At 63.6% G+C, this 14,642-nt stretch carries 12 protein-coding genes; 6 read left to right on the top strand and 6 right to left on the bottom strand.

All coding sequences use genetic code 11. From position 1 onward, the window contains the following. Positions 1-95: 95 nt before the first annotated feature. Complete coding sequence (gene hrpB, locus BFP89_RS18595; RefSeq protein ID WP_065886872.1) at positions 96-2,603, bottom strand: ATP-dependent helicase HrpB; 2,508 nt, start codon at positions 2,601-2,603, stop codon at positions 96-98. 162 nt (positions 2,604-2,765) lie between these two features. On the opposite strand from hrpB, the gene BFP89_RS18590 reads away from it, so the two are divergent. Both BFP89_RS18590 and BFP89_RS18585 read left to right on the top strand, forming a co-directional pair. Beyond that, positions 2,766-3,185 (top strand): polyribonucleotide nucleotidyltransferase, encoded by a 420-nt coding sequence (locus tag BFP89_RS18590; protein ID WP_065886871.1) that lies wholly within the window; start codon positions 2,766-2,768, stop codon positions 3,183-3,185. A 9-nt stretch (positions 3,186-3,194) separates the two neighbouring features. After that, on the top strand, positions 3,195-4,088 hold the full coding sequence (locus tag BFP89_RS18585) for a cation diffusion facilitator family transporter (protein ID WP_065886870.1): 894 nt from the start codon (positions 3,195-3,197) through the stop codon (positions 4,086-4,088). On the opposite strand, the gene BFP89_RS18580 is transcribed toward BFP89_RS18585, so the two are convergent. Continuing rightward, positions 4,085-5,104 (bottom strand): DUF6515 family protein, encoded by a 1,020-nt coding sequence (locus BFP89_RS18580; RefSeq protein WP_065886869.1) that lies wholly within the window; start codon positions 5,102-5,104, stop codon positions 4,085-4,087. The genes BFP89_RS18585 and BFP89_RS18580 overlap by 4 nt on opposite strands. A 417-nt stretch (positions 5,105-5,521) precedes the next feature. Between BFP89_RS18580 and BFP89_RS18575 the strand changes: the two genes are divergently transcribed. Together BFP89_RS18575 and BFP89_RS18570 are read left to right on the top strand one after the other, a co-directional pair. After that, positions 5,522-6,001, top strand: coding sequence for an Lrp/AsnC family transcriptional regulator (locus BFP89_RS18575; RefSeq protein WP_003194418.1), 480 nt, complete (start codon positions 5,522-5,524; stop codon positions 5,999-6,001). 219 nt (positions 6,002-6,220) lie between these two features. Further along, positions 6,221-6,430: a DUF2788 domain-containing protein gene (locus BFP89_RS18570; protein WP_032884769.1), complete on the top strand. Its 210-nt coding sequence runs from the start codon at positions 6,221-6,223 to the stop codon at positions 6,428-6,430. Here the strand turns inward: BFP89_RS18570 and BFP89_RS18565 are convergent. The 4 genes from BFP89_RS18565 to BFP89_RS18550 form a co-directional block, all read right to left on the bottom strand. Beyond that, entirely contained in the window at positions 6,425-7,060 is a 636-nt protein-coding gene (locus BFP89_RS18565) for a pseudouridine synthase (protein ID WP_065886868.1), read from the bottom strand. The genes BFP89_RS18570 and BFP89_RS18565 overlap by 6 nt on opposite strands. A gap of 71 nt (positions 7,061-7,131) precedes the next feature. Beyond that, positions 7,132-8,604 carry an AMP nucleosidase gene (amn, locus tag BFP89_RS18560; RefSeq protein ID WP_162303223.1) on the bottom strand — a complete coding sequence of 491 codons (1,473 nt, stop codon included), beginning with the start codon at positions 8,602-8,604 and terminating at the stop codon, positions 7,132-7,134. A 186-nt stretch (positions 8,605-8,790) separates the two neighbouring features. Continuing rightward, positions 8,791-10,443 (bottom strand): acyl-CoA dehydrogenase family protein, encoded by a 1,653-nt coding sequence (locus tag BFP89_RS18555; RefSeq protein ID WP_065886867.1) that lies wholly within the window; start codon positions 10,441-10,443, stop codon positions 8,791-8,793. 68 nt (positions 10,444-10,511) lie between these two features. Beyond that, entirely contained in the window at positions 10,512-12,911 is a 2,400-nt protein-coding gene (locus BFP89_RS18550) for a hybrid sensor histidine kinase/response regulator (RefSeq protein ID WP_065886866.1), read from the bottom strand. A gap of 276 nt (positions 12,912-13,187) precedes the next feature. Between BFP89_RS18550 and BFP89_RS18545 the strand changes: the two genes are divergently transcribed. Together BFP89_RS18545 and thiE are read left to right on the top strand one after the other, a co-directional pair. Beyond that, on the top strand, positions 13,188-13,985 hold the full coding sequence (locus BFP89_RS18545; RefSeq protein ID WP_065886865.1) for a hydroxymethylpyrimidine/phosphomethylpyrimidine kinase: 798 nt from the start codon (positions 13,188-13,190) through the stop codon (positions 13,983-13,985). Between the two features lie 18 nt (positions 13,986-14,003). Further along, the gene (gene thiE, locus BFP89_RS18540) at positions 14,004-14,627 is read left to right on the top strand and encodes a thiamine phosphate synthase (protein ID WP_065886864.1); all 624 of its coding nucleotides are present in this window, start codon (positions 14,004-14,006) and stop codon (positions 14,625-14,627) included. The last annotated feature ends 15 nt before the right edge of the window (positions 14,628-14,642 follow it).

Genomic DNA, 14,642 nt, shown 5'->3' with positions numbered 1-14,642 from the left:
GAACGCGGCGCCTGTGAGTTTTTCGCGAGCAAGCTCGCTCCTACAAAATGCCTTAACTGAACGGCATTACCTCCCACAGGGGATGTCCATTGTGGCTACTTTCGGGGTTTGATCCTGGCGGTCGCTTCGGCCACCAGGGGGTCGTCCGGCCAGTAATGCTTGGGGTAACGCCCCTTTAAATCCTTTTTCACCTCGGCATAGGTACTGCGCCAGAAGTTGGCCAGGTCCTGCGTGACCTGCACCGGCCGCCGCGCCGGCGACAGCAGGTGCAACTTCACCACTTGGCGCCCACCGGCAATCCGTGGCGTATCCGCCAGCCCGAACAGCTCCTGCAGGCGCACCGCCAGGATCGGCGGCTGTTCGCTGTAGTCCAGGCGCACCGACGAGCCCGACGGCACTTTCACATGCTGCGGCGCGAGTTCATCCAGGCGCTGGGGCAGTGGCCAGGGCAGCAGGTTGTGCAGGTAGCTGGAAATATCCAGGTTGGCAAAATGGCTCAGGCGCGAGACTTTGCCCAGGTAGGGCATCAGCCAGTGCTCCAGGCTGGCGAGCAGGGCCTTGTCGCTGATATCGGGCCATTCGCTGGTGTGGCCGACGTCCAGTTGGCGCAGCAGCATCACACGGGCCTGCCATTGGCGCAGCTCCGGGGTCCAGGGCAGTAGCTCCAGGCCTTTGCGGCGCACCAGATTGACCAGCGCCTGGCTGCGGGCAGACTCGTCGAGGCCGGTCAGAGGTTCACGGCTGAGCACCAACTCGCCGACCTTGCGCTGGCGTTCGGCGCGCAGCACGCCTTCGCGTTCATCCCAATCCAGCTGGTCGACGTTGCGCACTTGCTCGGCCAGCACCGTATCAAACAGCGCCGGATCAAAATCCGCCGCCAGGTAGATGCGCTCTTCACGTTGACCCTGGCGGCTACCCAAGTCAGCGATCACCAGCCAGGGTTGTTTCATCAGGCTGTCGGCATCGGCGAACAGCGCCGCGCGGCCGTTGGCCAAACGGTATTCGGCGCCACCGGGGCGACGCTGTTGAGCGACGCGGTCCGGATAGGCCAGCGCCAGCAGGGCGCCGAGCCAGCGAGGGTGGTCGGGGTCGGCCACCGGTTGGCTGGCCTTGCCTCCTAAATAACCGCGATACTGGCGCGCCAACTGCCTGGCCCGTTGCACCCCGCCCTGGGTACCACGGGCGCGCTCTTCGCCGGACATCAGCGCCAGGCGACTGTGCAAGTCCGCACCACCACCGCGCAAGATATCGCGTTCGCCCAACAGCGCCGCCACGTCGCAGGCCATCGCCGCCAGCCCGAGGTCCTGCCCGCGCAACAACAGATGGGCGATACGCGGGTGGGCGGGCAATTCGGCCATCTTCTGCCCATGGGCGGTGAGGGTTTCTTCGTTCAATGCGCCGAGGCGTTGCAGCAGTTCCTGGGCCTGGGCATACGCAGCGGCGGGCGGCACATCCAGCCATACCAACTGGCTGGGCGTCACGCCCCAACGGGCCAGTTGCAAGGCCAGCCCGGCCAGGTCGGCGGCGAGTATTTCCGCGCTGCCATACGCGGCCAGACCGTCATGCTGGTCTTCGGACCACAACCGATAACACACGCCTGGCTCCAACCGCCCTGCCCGACCGGCGCGCTGGGTGGCGCTGGCGCGGGAGGTGCGCTGGGTGTCGAGGCGGGTCATCCCGCTGCCCGGGTCGAAACGCGGCACCCGCGCCAGCCCGGCGTCGATCACCACGCGCACGCCGTTGATGGTCAGGCTGGTCTCGGCGATGTTGGTGGCCAGCACCACTTTGCGCTTGCCGGCCGGCGCCGGGTCGATGGCCGCGCGTTGAGCGTTGAGGTCCAGCTCGCCATGCAGGGGGCATAACAACACATCAGGGCGATCCCCCAGGGCGTCGGCCAACTGCTGGTTGACCCGGCGAATCTCCGCCTGCCCCGGCAGGAACACCAGCACGCTGCCGGTTTCGTCATGCAGAGCTTCAAGAATCGTCTGCACCACCCGTGGCTCGATAAATTCCCCGGCCTGGTACGGCCGCCCCCAGCGCATCTGCACCGGGAACATGCGCCCTTCGCTGCGCAGGATTGGTGCGTCATCCAGCAGGCTGGCGAGGCGCTCGCCTTCGAGGGTGGCGGACATCAGCAGGATTTTCAGCGGCTGCTCGTCACGAAACAGCTCGCGGCCGTTGAGGCTCAGGGCCAGCGCCAGGTCGGCGTCGAGGCTGCGCTCGTGGAATTCGTCGAAGATCAGCAGGCCCACGCCGTCCAGCGCCGGGTCGTCCTGCAGGCGACGGGTGAGGATGCCTTCGGTGACCACTTCGATGCGAGTATTGGGGCCGACTTTGCTGTCGAGGCGAATGCGATAGCCGACCGTTTCACCGACCTTTTCACCCAGCTCGCTGGCCAGCCGCTCGGCGGCGGCCCGCGCAGCCAGGCGCCGGGGTTCGAGCATCAGGATGGTTTGCCCGGCGAGCCAGGGCTCATTCAATAATGCCAGGGGCACGCGGGTGGTTTTACCGGCGCCGGGGGGCGCTTCCAGCACGGCTTCGTGGCGAATCGCCAAGGCGTCACGCAGGGCGGGTAAAACATCATCAATCGGCAACGAATTCATACTGGCTCCAAAGCAGAGCGGCGAGTATAACGGCGAACGGCCGGAGGCTTGCTCTGGTCTGAATAACATCGCTTCCATACTGAGATCGTTCCCACGCTCTGCGTGGGAACGATCAGGCGGTGCGATATAGTCATGTATCAATTGTGTTCAGGAGACTTTTTCATGCGTATCGCTTCCCGTGTCATCGGCGGTGTCTTGGCCGTCACCCTGCTGAGCCAACTCACCGCCTGCGGTTCGATTTTCTACCCCGACCGGCGCGGTCAGATCAACGGCAAGATCGACCCGGCCATCGCCGTGCTCGATGCGGTCGGCTTGTTGTTCTACGTGATCCCCGGCCTGATCGCGTTCGGCGTCGACTTCGCCACAGGCGCGATCTATTTCGAACCGGGCAAGACCGCCCAGGTCGCGCCGGAAAAACTGCACGAAGCCATCGGCGCCGACGGCAAGGTCGATAACGCCAAGCTGCAAAGCATCATCCAGACGGAAACCGGCCGCACCTTGCCGCTGGACGATCCGCGCCTGATCCAGTTCAAGGGCAGCGTGCACCAATTGGCGTCTCTGGGCCTGCAGCCCGCCGCATAAGGACAGCCCATGACCAGCAGTCCCGAACACGCCAGGCTTCTGCGCCTGGCCACCCGCGCCTCGGTGGGCGTGGCCTGTGTGCTGATTGTCACCAAGGCCATCGCCTGGTGGTTCAGTGGCTCGGTGGCCATGCTCGCCGGGTTGACCGACTCGCTGCTCGATGGCGTGACCTCGCTGCTCAATCTGCTGGCGGTGCACTACGCCCTGCGCCCCGCCGATGATGACCACCGTTACGGTCACGGCAAGGCGGAGTCGCTGTCGGGGATGGCCCAGGCGCTGTTTATCGGTGGCAGCGCGGTGTTGATCGCCTTGCAGGCCTATCAACGCCTGCAGCACCCGGAACCCGTGGGCGCGCCCTGGCTGAGCATCGGCGTGATCGTGTTCTCACTGGTGCTGACCGTGGCGTTGTTGATGCTGCAACATCGGGTGATCCGCGAAACCGGCTCCAACGCGGTACGCGCCGACTCGCTGCATTATCGCTCCGACCTGATGCTCAACGGCAGCATCCTGGTGGCCTTGGTGCTCGCCGGTTTTGGCTTTAATCAGGTGGACGCCTGGTTCGGCCTGGGCATCGCCGCCTACATCCTGTGGAGTGCGATCCAGATTGCCCGGGAAAGCTTTGCCGTGTTGATGGATGAAGAGTTACCGCCGGACGTCAGCCAGCACATGCTTGAACTGGCCCGTAGCGTACCCGGGGTACTGGGCGCCCACGACTTGCGCACACGCATTTCGGGCAGCCACTGGTTTGTGCAGTTGCACCTGGAGTTGCCGGGGGAATTGACCTTGTCGGTGGCCCACAGCATCAGCGACCAGGCCGCCGACGCCATTCACCAGGCTTACCCACGCGCCGAAGTGCTGGTGCACGCCGACCCGCGGGAAGTGGTCACTGGCAACAAGACCTAGTACTGCACCTGATACCCACGACTGCCCAGGCAGTTGCCCTGGGCCTGGCGGTAGGTCTGCACCACCGCAGGGTCGGGGGCGTAGGTGGCGGTCTGCGGGTCAAAGCCGCTTTGCTGCGCGGCCCAGCGGTAACAATCGTAACCGTCCTGCTGCACCTGAGCCGGGGATTGCCCGTTGGCAGGGTAGGCCACCACGTCATAGCCGTTGCCTTGCGGCGCAGGCTGAGGCGCCGGCACCTGCGCCGGCGGTTCCACTACCACGTATTGCTGGGTGTTCTGTTCGTAGGCGTAGTAGGCGCCAGCCGCCAGAAACAATAGCGAACCGCCCACCCAGACTTCACGCGCGTAGTCCGGCAAATACTGCACCCGGATGCCATACGGTGGCCTCACCACCACATAACGCGGGCCTTGTGGACGGTACCAGTAGCCGCCGGAGAAAAAGTAATCCTGGCCGCGATACGGCACGCGGTAATTACGGTCAGGGAAACGGTCGACGACATAGCCGGGGCGATGCTGCGGCCCCGGGCCCCAACCATTGCCATGCCCATCGGGGCGGCCAGGCCAGCGGTTATCCCAGCGGTTATCGTTGGGATGACCATTGTCGCCGGGGCGCGAACCGGGACCGCCGGCCTCCCAGTGGCGGTTGTCGTCGTTGCGCCGGGGAATGTCGCGGTAGTAACCCTGGCGCGGTTCCTGGGTCTGGCGCACGGTATCGGGCCGGCCCTGGATCGGCAGGTTATTGGACGGCTGCGGCTGCGGTCGCCCCGGTTCATTGACCGGCGGACGCCCTTGCCATTGGCCGCCGCCATTGTGGCCGCCGCGATCAACCGGCGGGGCCTGCGGGCGCGGCGGGTTATTGTCCGGACGACCTGCGCCTTCCGGCCCCCGCTCATGCTGGCCACCGCCCTGTGGGCGCGGCCCCTGGCCCGGTGAGTTATCGCGCTCGTCGGCGATTACCTGCGTGCCGACGCTGACCACCAGCAAACCAACACCTGCCATACGCCAGATGCGCTTCATGCTTTTCCTCACTGCGGGTTAGGGCTTGTTCATGAGACTGGGAAAGCCTCGCCCGGTTCTGAGACAGGTTATCAGTCACCAGCACTATTTTCTTGAACGCAAAAGAAAAGGGGTGACCCGTCGGCCACCCCTTGAGAACTTCGTCCTGGCTCAACGCTTTTGACGTTGGCTCACCTCACGCCGTCTTGTGGACAGTGTGCAGCCTGGAGGCCGGCTCAACCCTGCTGGGGCGGCGGCCGCAGCGGGCCTGATTGGGCGCGCTGCTGTGGACTGTTGTCCAGGCGGTGATTCTGTTGATAAAGATACAGGCCTGCGCCCGACGGATGATTGCGAAGATTGCGTCAATAAACAGTGCTTGCGCAATTTTTAACCCTTCATGGATAATTCACCGCAATAGTTACGACAAAGGCCAACCCAATGAGCAAGCTTGACCGATACGACCTGAGTATTCTGGCGGAATTGCAGCGCGACGCGAGGATCTCCAACCAGGAGCTGGCCGAGCGTATCGGCCTGTCGCCTTCGCCCTGCTCGCGCCGGGTCAAGCAATTGGAAGACGACGGCTACATCGCTCGCCAGGTCGCGTTGCTCGACCGCAAGATGCTCGGCCTGAGCCTGACGGCCTATGTGCTGATCGGCATGGACCGGCATACGCCGGAACGTTTCGAGAATTTCGAAGCGGCCATCCGTACCTTGCCCCAGGTCCTGGAATGCAGCCTGGTGACCGGGATGGACGCCGACTATCAGTTGAAGGTGGTGGTGCCGGACATGGACCATTATCAGAAGCTGCTGCTGGGGCACCTGACCCGGATTGAAGGCGTGACCAGCGTGCGCTCCAGCTTTGTGCTGAACCAGGTGCTCAACAGCACCGAACTGCCATTGACCCACCTGCGCACCTGAGGACAACGAAGTTCAAGGGGCTTGCTTGTTGTAGGAGCGAGCTTGCTCGCGAAAAACGCACAGGCGCCGCGTTCATTCAGAAAGCACGCGGTATCGTTGACGTTTTTCGCGAGCAAGCTCGCTCCCACATTTGGATTGTGCTTCGACCCAGGTCAATGTTGCGCCTGTGACGCTGCCGTATACTTCCCGCCTGCCTTAGTAGGAAGCCCCATGAACAACATCGACCCCGCCCTGTTCGAAGAATGGATGATGACCGGCCTGGTCACTGTCCTGATTATTTTCATGGGCTTTATCGTCTGGGACCTGGCGAAGAAATCCAAGGCCGGGCGCTTTGGCTCGTTCATTCTGTTTTTCGTGCTGGGCCTGGGCGTGGCCGCGTTCATCATCAAGAGCGTGGTGATCGGGCTGATCGAATCCGGCGCCTTATAAACGTGCCGGTACGGCCTTCCATTGGCCCTGATCGAGGCCGTCGATAGACCAGTCACCAATCCGCACGCGCACCAGGCGCAACGTCGGCAAGCCCACCGCCGCGGTCATGCGCCGCACCTGGCGATTGCGCCCTTCACGTATCACCAACTCCAACCAATGAGTCGGCACGCTTTTGCGAAAACGCACGGGCGGGTTGCGCGGCCATAATTCGGGTTCTTCCAACTGCCGCGCCTCGGCGGGCAAGGTCATGCCGTCGTTAAGCTCCACGCCGTCGCGCAAGCGTTGCAGTTGTTCTTCGGTCGGTTCGCCTTCGACTTGCACCCAGTAGGTTTTTGCCAGCTTGTGTTTGGGATCGGCAATGCGCGCCTGCAACTGGCCATCATTGGTCAGCAACAACAGGCCTTCGCTGTCACGGTCCAGGCGGCCGGCCGGGTAGATGCCGGGGATATCGATGAAATCCTTGAGGGTCGCGCGCCCGCCTTCGTCACTGAACTGGGTCAGCACATCGAAAGGCTTGTTGAACAGGATCAGTTTTGGCTCGGCCGGCGGCGCCTTGGCGACACGGCGCGGGCCTGCATGCGGGGGTTTCACGCCGGGGCGGCGCGCATCGGGACGGGTGGGACGGGACATGGCAAGGGAGCATCTAACGGTCAGGACCCACAATGCTAGAGGCCTGACCGCTAAATGACCATCCCCACCGCTTAGCGGAACGGCGGCTCGTCGAAGCTGCGCAGTTTGCGCGAGTGCAGCGAGTTGAGTTCGGTACGCAGCAGGTCGACGGCCTCGATGCCGATCTTCAAGTGCTGGCTGACGGCGCGCTCGTAGAACGCGTTGGCCGAACCCGGCAACTTGATCTCGCTGTGCAGCGGCTTGTCCGACACACACAACAACGTGCCGTACGGCACCCGCAAACGGTAGCCCTGGGCGGCGATGGTGCCGCTTTCCATGTCCACCGCCACGGCGCGAGACAGGTTGATCAGCGGTCGTTCCTGGGCCCAGCGCAGTTCCCAGTTGCGGTCGTCGTAGGTCAATACGGTGCCGGTGCGCAGGCGTTTTTTCAGCTCTTCACCTTTTTCGCCGGTGACGTTCGCCGCCGCTTGCTGAAGCGCCAGTTGCACCTCGGCCAGGGCCGGGATCGGGATGTTCGGCGGAACCACGCGGTCGAGAATCCCATCACGACGCATATAGGCGTGGGCCAGTACGTAGTCGCCGATGGTCTGGGATTGGCGCAGGCCGCCGCAGTGCCCGATCATCAGCCAGCAATGCGGGCGCAGCACGGCCAGGTGGTCGGTGATGTTCTTGGCGTTGGACGGGCCCACGCCGATATTCACCAGGGTCACGCCATGGCCATCAGTGGCCTGCAGGTGGTAGGCCGGCATCTGGTAGCGATGCCAGACCACGCCCGCGGCAATCGCCGACGCTTCGCCGTGGTCCATGCTCTTGTCGATCACCACGTTGCCCGGCAGCACCATGCGGATAAAGCGTGGGTCGCTGCGCAGTTGCTCCAGGCCATGCAGGATGAACTGGTCAACGTAGCGATGGTAGTTGGTCAACAGAATCCACGGCTGCACATGGCGCCAGTCGCTGCCGGTGTAGTGCACCAGGCGGCGCAGGGAGAAGTCCACACGCGCCGCGTCGAACAGGGCCAGGGGCAGCGGGTCGGTGTTTTCCCAGTCATAGAGACCGTCGGCAATGCCATCGGTGGCGGCAGACAAGTCGGTGCTGGGGAACACGCGGGCCAGGGTCGCGGCGGTCACGCCGGAACCGGCCAGTTCGTCGCCCTGCTCCACCACGTACGGGTACGGAATGTTCTGCTGGCTGACGCCCACTTCCACCGTCACGGTGAAGTCGTGCATCAGCGGCACCAGTTGCTCCAGCAGGTACTTACGGAACGCCGCCGGATGGGTGACGGTAACGCTGTAGGTACCCGGCAATTGCACCTTGGCGTAGGCCCGGGTGGTCTGTGGGACTTCGCCGTGGCAGTGGTAAGTCAGGCGCAGTTCCGGGTAGCGAAACTGCGCGCGTTGTTCGGCGTCGGGTTCGACGCGATCCTTGAGGTATTGCTTGAGGGCTTGATTGAGCGCGCCAGTCGCACGCTCATGCAGGGCCGCCAGCCGATCCACGGCCTCTTCAGCGGTTTGAACGACAACAAAAGCTTCGGTCACGGTAAGCATCCTGTGTTCTGGACTTGCAGGCCTTTATCTTGCCTGTATCCCTGCCTCACTGAAACACCAGAGTTGGAATGCTCTTTAAAATGTGGGAGGGGGCTTGCCCCCGATAGCTGAGTATCAGCCACCAGATGTAGTGGCTGACACACCGCTATCGGGGGCAAGCCCCCTCCCACACTTGACCGCGTTTATTCAAGGAGATGGCGGGGTTGAACGGGCGACCAGCGCTTCCACATCCACCCCACGCGGCAGGGCGCCGTAGACCCGGCCCGACGACTCACCCAACCGACTGGCCACAAACCCATCGCTGACCGCCGCATTACCGGCCTCCAGCAGCAGCTTGGCCTGCAACGCCAGGGCGATGTCCTCGGTGAGCTGACGGGCGCGGTATTGGATATCCTGGGTGTCCATAAACGCTGACTTCAACCGCTCGATGTGTCGCGCCAATTGCCGGTCGCCATGCCCGTCGCCCAGCTCGACGAACAACGCCTCCAGCACACCGGGTTCCTTGGACAGTGCCCGCAGCACGTCCAGGCATTGCACGTTGCCGGAACCTTCCCACGTCGAATTCACCGGTGCCTCACGGTACAGACGCGGCAGGATGCTGTCCTCGACATAGCCCGCGCCGCCCATGCATTCAGCGGCCTCATTGATCATGGCCGGCGCCCGTTTGCAGATCCAATACTTGCCCACCGCCGTCACCAGCCGGGCGAATTTGGCCTCCTGTTCATTGCCCAGGTGATCCAGCGCCCGCCCCATGCGCAGGCTCAAGGCCAGGGCCGCTTCGCTTTCCAGGGCGAGGTCAGCGAGCACGTTCTGCATCAGTGGTTGTTCGCTCAGCACGCGGCCACCGACCGAACGATGGGCGCAGTGATGGCTGGCCTGGGTCAATGCCTGGCGCATCAGCGCGCTGGAACCGACCATGCAATCGAAGCGGGTCATGGCGACCATCTCGATAATGGTCGGCACGCCGCGCCCCTCTTCACCGATCATCCAGGCCAGGGCGCCACGGAACTCCACTTCACTGGAGGCATTGGAGCAGTTGCCGAGTTTGTTTTTCAAACGCTGGATGTAGAACTCGTTGCGTGTGTCATCCGGGCGATGCCGGGGCAGCAGGAAACAGGTCAGGCCCTTGTCGGTCTGGGCCAGGGTGAGGAAGCCGTCACACATCGGCGCCGAGCAGAACCATTTGTGGCCGACCAGTTCATAGGCCTGCCCCGGACCACCCGCGCCCACCGGGTAGGCGCGAGTGGTGTTGGCGCGCACATCGGTGCCGCCCTGCTTTTCGGTCATGGCCATGCCGATTGTGGCACCGCCTTTATGGGCAATGCCGAGGTTGCGCAGGTCGTATTGGGTCGAGAGGATCTTCGGCAGCCACAGCTCAGCCAGGTCTGGCTGCAACTGCAGGGCCGGGACGCAGGCAAAGGTCATGGTCAGCGGGCAGCCGCTGCCGGCTTCGGCCTGGGTGTGCAAGTAGGTCATGGCGGCGCGGGCCACGTGGGCGCCGGATTGCGGATCGGTCCACGGCAGCGACGGCAGGCCATGTTCGACGGCGGTGCGCATCAGTTCGTGGTAGGCGGGGTGAAACTCCACCAGGTCAATCCGGTGACCATAACGGTCATGGCTGCTGAACACCGGCTTGTTCTGATTGGCCAGGAAGCCGGCCTCCATCAACGGCCCGCCGGCCAACGCACCATAGGCATCGATACGCGACTCGGCCCAGCCGGCGCCAAAGCGACGCGCCCACTCTTGCAGGGGCAGGTCGATGCGATACAGGTTGGTGCCGTCCAGGGACGGTGGCTGGTTGGTGACGTCGTGGGTTTCGGCAAACCGGTGCGGATTCATGACGGGCCTCCTGGAAAAAGGCCACGTGATATCGAGGCCTGATTTTCAGTTAAGCACCGTCACTCAGGTTAAAAAAGTGGCATACGCGCCGAATTCACGGCGCTTTCACCCTCTTGCGGACACAGTACGAGACGCTCCAGCGCGGCCTGCAAGGCCTCGAACCGTACCGGCTTGGCCAGGTGCTCGCTCATGCCGATGCCATGGCAGCGCTCGCGATCTGTGACATTAAGTGCAGTGCTCATGCCGATCACCGGTAATTCACCGCAGCCCGGCAAGGCACGAATCTGACAGCACAACGAGAAGCCGCCCTCAGGCACATCGAGCACCACCGCATCAAACCTGTTCTCCTGCAGCGCCGTCAGCGCCGCCGGCCCCCCATCCACGGCTTTGACCCGATAACCCAGTTTGAGCAGCATGCCCCGCACCGCCAGTTGCACCACGCTGTTGTCGTCCACCAGCAGCACCGTGCAATCCTGCGGCGCGCGTTGTGCAGGCAGCGATTGCGCGGCCGGCTTGGGCTCCGGCGGCATTGGCTTGACGTCCACTTCCAGTTGGAAGCGACTGCCCTTGCGTGGCTCCGAATGATGGGTGAGGCGCCCGCCCACCAGCTCGATCAACTGCCGGCAAATCGCCAGGCCGATGCCCAGCCCGCCGTATTCGCGGGTCATCGACCCATCGAGCTGGAAGAAGCGTTGGTACAGCGTGGCTTCGTCAAGGAAGGCGAAGCCGATCCCGGTGTCGGTCACGATAAAGCTCAGGTGCAAGCTGCCATCGGCTTGGGGCAGGCCTACCACGCGCAGGCGCACCGCACCGTGGTGGGTGAATTTGAAGGCGTTGTCCAGCAGGCAGTCCAGGCATTGGATCAGTTTGTCGGCGTCGCCGATCACGCGGTCCGGCACGGCATCGGCGACGTCAATGGAAAACGCCAGGCCCTTGGCCTGGGCGCTGGGCGTGAACTGTTGGCGCAAGGTTTCCAGCGCGCCGCGCAGGCCGAACACCTGGGGCCGGGCAACCAGGCGGCCGGCCTGCAACTCGGTCAGGGTGAGAATGCCGTTGACCATGCGCATCATGTCCCGCGCCGAACCGGCGGCGGCTTGCTGGTACTGCGCCAGGTCGTCGCCCAGGGGTTCGGTCTGCATCAGTTCAAGGGAGCCGATGACGCCGTTCATCGGCGTGCGCAACTCATGGGTCAAGGTGGCGAGGAATTCATCCTTGAGCCGATTGCTGCGGGCCAGTTGCTGATTGAGCACTTCGAGCTTCTGGCTGGCGTCGAACAGGATCTGCGCCTGCTGCTCGCGCATGCCGTTGATGCGGTCGGCCAGGGCCAGGGACAGCAGCGCCACTTCGATGGCCGAGCCGATCTGGCTGGCATACATCGTGAGGAAGACGTTGGGCAAGTAGCCCAGCACCATCAGCGTATTGATCACCCCGCCGAGTAAAAACGCCGACCAGGCAATGATGAAATAACGCGCCATGCGCTGGCCGCAATACCAGGCCTTGATCGCGGTCACGAAGATGGTCACGGTAAACACCAATGCCAAGCCGGTGGCCAGGCGCAGGGCGACCGCGTAGCTGGTCAGCAGCGCCAGCGCCATGACCACCCCACCACAGGCCGCCAGCGCCAGCAGGATGCGGTCGAGCCAGCGGCTGTGCTGCGCGGTGTGCAGAAAACTGCGCGCGAACAGGCTGCCGAACAAGGCGGCCGCGCCGATCAGAAACGGCACCGCCGCATTCGCCCACCACGGGTTGTTCGGCCAGAAGTATTCCACCGCCACGCCATTGACCGACAGTTGGTACAGGCCAAACGAGGCGATGTAGAGGATGTAATAGAGGTAGCTGGTGTCGCGCACGCTCAAATAAATGAACAGGTTGTAAATCAGCATGCCCAGCAACACGCCGTAGATAGCGCCCAGCACATACAAGCGCAGCGGCTGCTCTTCCAGATAGGCGGTGCCGGACCAGAGGGTCAACGGCGCCTGGATCGAGCCCTGGCTTTGCAGGCGCAGGTAGACCGTCTGCCGCTGGTCGGGCACGAAGTTGAGCTTGAACAGGTAGTTGCTCTGGCGCACCTCGCGGCTGGAAAACGGTAACGCGCTGCCGGTGCGGGTGGTGAGACGATAATTGCCGGTGCCGTCGTTCTGGTACAGATCCAGGCGATTGAGCGGCGGGTAAGCCAGTTCCAGAAACCAGGTACGCGGGGAGCGCGGGTCAACGGCGGTGTAATGCAGGTTGACCTTCAGCCAGAACACCGAGTGCGAATAACCGGCATTGAGGGTGGGTTCGTCATGGGTCTTGAATTGGGCGGCGTAGGCAGGCGAGCTGACGTCGGCAATGGTGAGGCCGCCGGTGGGGTCTTCGAGCACTTGCATGACCCGGCCCAATGGCAGGCTTCGGGTGCTCTGATTGAACTCGACGGCGCCCGCCAACAGCGGCAACCCGCACAATAATAAAATCAGCAAATAGCGCATAGAGCCCCAGCGTGGCCTGGCCGGTTAAGGCAAAAAGCTCCTCCATTCCTTTTGAGAAGACGTACACCGGCAATACAGAAAGTTGTTTGAATGAACTCTAGCATAGCCGGTAAAGGCCATTAGACACCATTGGAAGTATTTTCGGACGGCCCTGGGACGTGGCTTTCAGCGCATTTGATGACAATTGTCAGCCGCCCGAAACGTCTCGGCGCAGGGCAACATTCAGCTATCGCCGGACGGCCACGCAAAAAGCGTTTGGTGGTAAGCTCGCGCACCATGAATATCTACAGCTCTCGCCCCGTTGTTCTCTGTCTCTCCGGCCATGATCCCAGTGGTGGCGCCGGCTTGCAGGCCGATATCGAAGCCCTGCTCGCCCAGGGCTGCCACGCCGCTACGGCCGTCACCGCGCTGACCGTGCAGAACACCGTCAATGTCAGTGACTTTCTTGTGCTCGACCGCGAGTGGGTGCTGGCCCAGGCCAACGCCGTGCTCGGCGACTCCGAAGTCGCGGCGGTCAAGCTGGGCATGCTGGGGTCTACCGCCATGGTCGACACCGTGATCGAACTGCTGCAGGCGCACCCGCACCTGCCGGTGGTGTGCGACCCGGTGCTGCGTGCCGGCGGCGGCGGCAGCCTGGGCAAGGATGACGTCGGCTATGCGATGCGCGAGCGACTGTTGCCCCTGGCACTGATCGCCACGCCCAACCTGCCCGAGGCGCGCATTCTCGCCGAACTGCCCGACGGCAGTGCCGACGCATGCGCCGAGAAGCTGTTGCCCTACGTCAAGCACCTGCTGATCACCGGCGGCCACGGCGATGAGCAGCAAGTGCACAATCGCCTGTACAGCCGCGACGGCAGCCGCCATACCTTTACGTGCCAACGCTTGCCCGGCAGCTATCACGGCTCGGGGTGCACGCTGGCCAGCACCCTTGCCGGGCGAATCGCCCAGGGCGAAGGGTTGGTGAGCGCCGTGCAGTCGGCGCTCGACTACACCTGGCGCACCCTGCGTGACGCCGAACGACTCGGCCAGGGCCAGTTCGTGCCTCGCCGTCTGCCGCTGGATTTCTGCTCTTAATACCGAGAGGCCTGCCCGATGAAACTACGTGGCCTTTACGCCATCACCGACAGCCAACTGTTGGCCGGCAAATTCCTCGCCTACGTCGAAGCGGCGCTGGACGGTGGCGTGACGTTGTTGCAGTACCGCGACAAAAGCAGCGACGAAGCGCGCCGCCTGCGAGAGGCCGAAAAGCTGCGGGAACTGTGCTCGCGCTACACGACCCAATTGATCATCAACGATGACGCCGAACTGGCCGCGCGCCTGGGCGTGGGCGTGCACCTGGGGCAGACCGACGGCCCGCTGACCCCGGCCCGGGCGCTGCTCGGCTCCAGGGCGATCATCGGTGCCACCTGCCATAGTCAGATCGAACTGGCCGAACAGGCCGCCAGGGAAGGCGCCAGCTACGTCGCCTTCGGGCGCTTCTTCAATTCCACGACCAAACCTGGCGCCCCGGCCGCCACCGTTGACATGCTGGCCGAGGCGCGCAAACGCCTGCACCTGCCTATCTGTGCGATCGGCGGCGTCACCCTGGAAAACGCCGAACCGCTGGTGGCCCACGGGGCCGACCTGCTCGCCGTGGTGCACGGCCTGTTCGGCGCCGACAGCACCCAGGAAGTCACGCGCCGTGCCCGTGCTTTCAACGCCCTTCTTAAGATTTGATTTCAGAGAGACTTC

The sequence above is a fragment of the Pseudomonas sp. 31 R 17 genome (assembly GCF_900004915.1).
In the GTDB taxonomy this organism is placed as follows: Bacteria; Pseudomonadota; Gammaproteobacteria; order Pseudomonadales; family Pseudomonadaceae; genus Aquipseudomonas; species Aquipseudomonas orientalis_A.
The sequence above is the reverse complement of the archived record's forward strand: the minus strand, read 5'-3'. Positions and strand labels throughout refer to the sequence as shown.

Excerpts from the sequence above, each read along its gene's own strand:
- BFP89_RS18565 (WP_065886868.1), bottom strand. The coding sequence starts at position 7,060 with ATGTCCCGTCCCACCCGTCCCGATGCGCGCCGCCCCGGCGTGAAACCC.
- BFP89_RS18545 (WP_065886865.1), top strand. The coding sequence starts at position 13,188 with ATGAATATCTACAGCTCTCGCCCCGTTGTTCTCTGTCTCTCCGGCCAT.
- amn (WP_162303223.1), bottom strand. The coding sequence starts at position 8,604 with ATGCTTACCGTGACCGAAGCTTTTGTTGTCGTTCAAACCGCTGAAGAG.
- BFP89_RS18550 (WP_065886866.1), bottom strand. The coding sequence starts at position 12,911 with ATGCGCTATTTGCTGATTTTATTATTGTGCGGGTTGCCGCTGTTGGCG.
- BFP89_RS18590 (WP_065886871.1), top strand. The coding sequence starts at position 2,766 with ATGCGTATCGCTTCCCGTGTCATCGGCGGTGTCTTGGCCGTCACCCTG.
- BFP89_RS18575 (WP_003194418.1), top strand. The coding sequence starts at position 5,522 with ATGAGCAAGCTTGACCGATACGACCTGAGTATTCTGGCGGAATTGCAG.
- BFP89_RS18555 (WP_065886867.1), bottom strand. The coding sequence starts at position 10,443 with ATGAATCCGCACCGGTTTGCCGAAACCCACGACGTCACCAACCAGCCA.
- thiE (WP_065886864.1), top strand. The coding sequence starts at position 14,004 with ATGAAACTACGTGGCCTTTACGCCATCACCGACAGCCAACTGTTGGCC.
- BFP89_RS18580 (WP_065886869.1), bottom strand. The coding sequence starts at position 5,104 with ATGAAGCGCATCTGGCGTATGGCAGGTGTTGGTTTGCTGGTGGTCAGC.
- BFP89_RS18585 (WP_065886870.1), top strand. The coding sequence starts at position 3,195 with ATGACCAGCAGTCCCGAACACGCCAGGCTTCTGCGCCTGGCCACCCGC.
- hrpB (WP_065886872.1), bottom strand. The coding sequence starts at position 2,603 with ATGAATTCGTTGCCGATTGATGATGTTTTACCCGCCCTGCGTGACGCC.